The 1,536-nt window shown below is 67.4% G+C and carries 1 protein-coding gene; it reads right to left on the bottom strand.

Translation table 11 applies throughout. The features are described 5' to 3' along the window. On the bottom strand, positions 1-1,536 hold a 1,536-nt coding region (locus ACWC1K_RS50655; RefSeq protein ID WP_450841000.1), incomplete at both ends, for a condensation domain-containing protein.

The following is a 1,536-nucleotide window of genomic DNA, read 5'->3' as shown; positions in this document are numbered from 1 at the left end:
CCGCCCACTCGGATACCTCGGATCCACCGGCACATACGCAGCCCCCGCCTTCCACACCGCCAACAAAGCCACCACCAGCTCCGGCGAGCGCGGCAGGGACACCGCCACCACCGACCCCCGGCCCACACCCCGGCCAACCAGCACCCTCGCCAAGCGGCTCGCCTGCTCATTCAACTCCGCATACGACAGCTCCCGCCCGTCGCACACCACAGCCACCACATCCGCCGACAACCCCGCCTGACGCGCAAACAGCTCCACCACCGAAGCCCCCGCCACCGGCACCGACGTGTCATTCACCACGACCAGCCGGTCACGCTCCACCGAGTCCAGCACATCGACTCGGCCCACCAGGACCTGCGGATCCACTACCACCTGCCGCAACACCCGCGCCAGGCGGGAGGCAATCGTCTCAACTGTCTCCCGTTCCAGTGCGGTCGGCTGGTACTGGAGGTGCACCTGTAGGTGCGGGTCAGCCCCCACCATCACGGTGAGCGGGTAGTGGGTGCCGGAGGCCGGGCGGATGCCGGTGAAGGAGATGCCGCCCGCCGTGTTGGCTTCGGCGAGGGCGACCTGGTCGACCGGGTAGGACTGGAAGACCACGAGCGTGTCGAAGAGTTCCTGGAACCCCGTGGCCTGCTGGATGTCCGACAGGCTGTGGTGGTGATGGTCCAGCAGGGCCGCCTGCCGCTTCTGGAGACCGGCCAGGAGCTGGGCGAACGACTCACCCGGCAAGCATTCCACCCGGACGGGAAGCGTGTTGATGAACATGCCGACCATCGCGTCGACCCCGTGCACCGCCGCCGGCCGACCCGAGACCGTCGCACCGAACACCACGTCCGACCGGCCCGTCAACTGCCCCAGCAACACAGCCCAAGCACCCTGCACCAGCGTGTTGACCGTGACACCCAGCTCCGCGGCACGCCGGGACAGCGCCCTTGCATCCAACGCCGACAGCGGTACACCCGCCTGCCCGATACCCGAACTCCCCTGGTCGGTGACGGCCTCGGGAACCAGCAGCGTCGGCTCCTCCAGACCGTCGAGCTCCCTGGCCCAGGCCTGAGCCGCCACCTCCTGGTCCTGCTCGTCAAGCCAGACCAGGAAGTCACGGTAGGCACGCGCCCGCGGCAGCACGGCCGCATCACCCCCCGACCCGTACAAACGCAGAATGTCCTGCATCAGGATCGGGAACGACCAACCGTCGAAGAGGACATGATGCGCGGTCAGCACGAGTTGAGAGTGATCCTCTCCCATGCGTACAAGCGTCATTCGCAACATGGGAGGCGTGGCCGGGTCGAAGTGCGCGGCATGGTCCTCGGCGAGGAGCCGATCGAACGCATTGTTACGGGCGCCTTCGGAGAGATCGCTCAGGTCGACCTCGGACCATGGCAGTTCCACGTCCTCGCTGACTACCTGGACAAGGCCGCCAGACCTGTCGTACGCAAACGCGGTGCGTAGGTTGGGATACCGGTCAAGCAGGGCCTGTCCGGCCGCTCGCATGCGCTCGGCTTCAACCGGGCCCTCGATGTGGAAGGCCAG

It is taken from the genome of Streptomyces sp. NPDC001492 (assembly GCF_053597275.1).
Note: the sequence above shows the minus strand (reverse complement) of the source record. Positions and strands in the feature narration are given on the sequence as shown.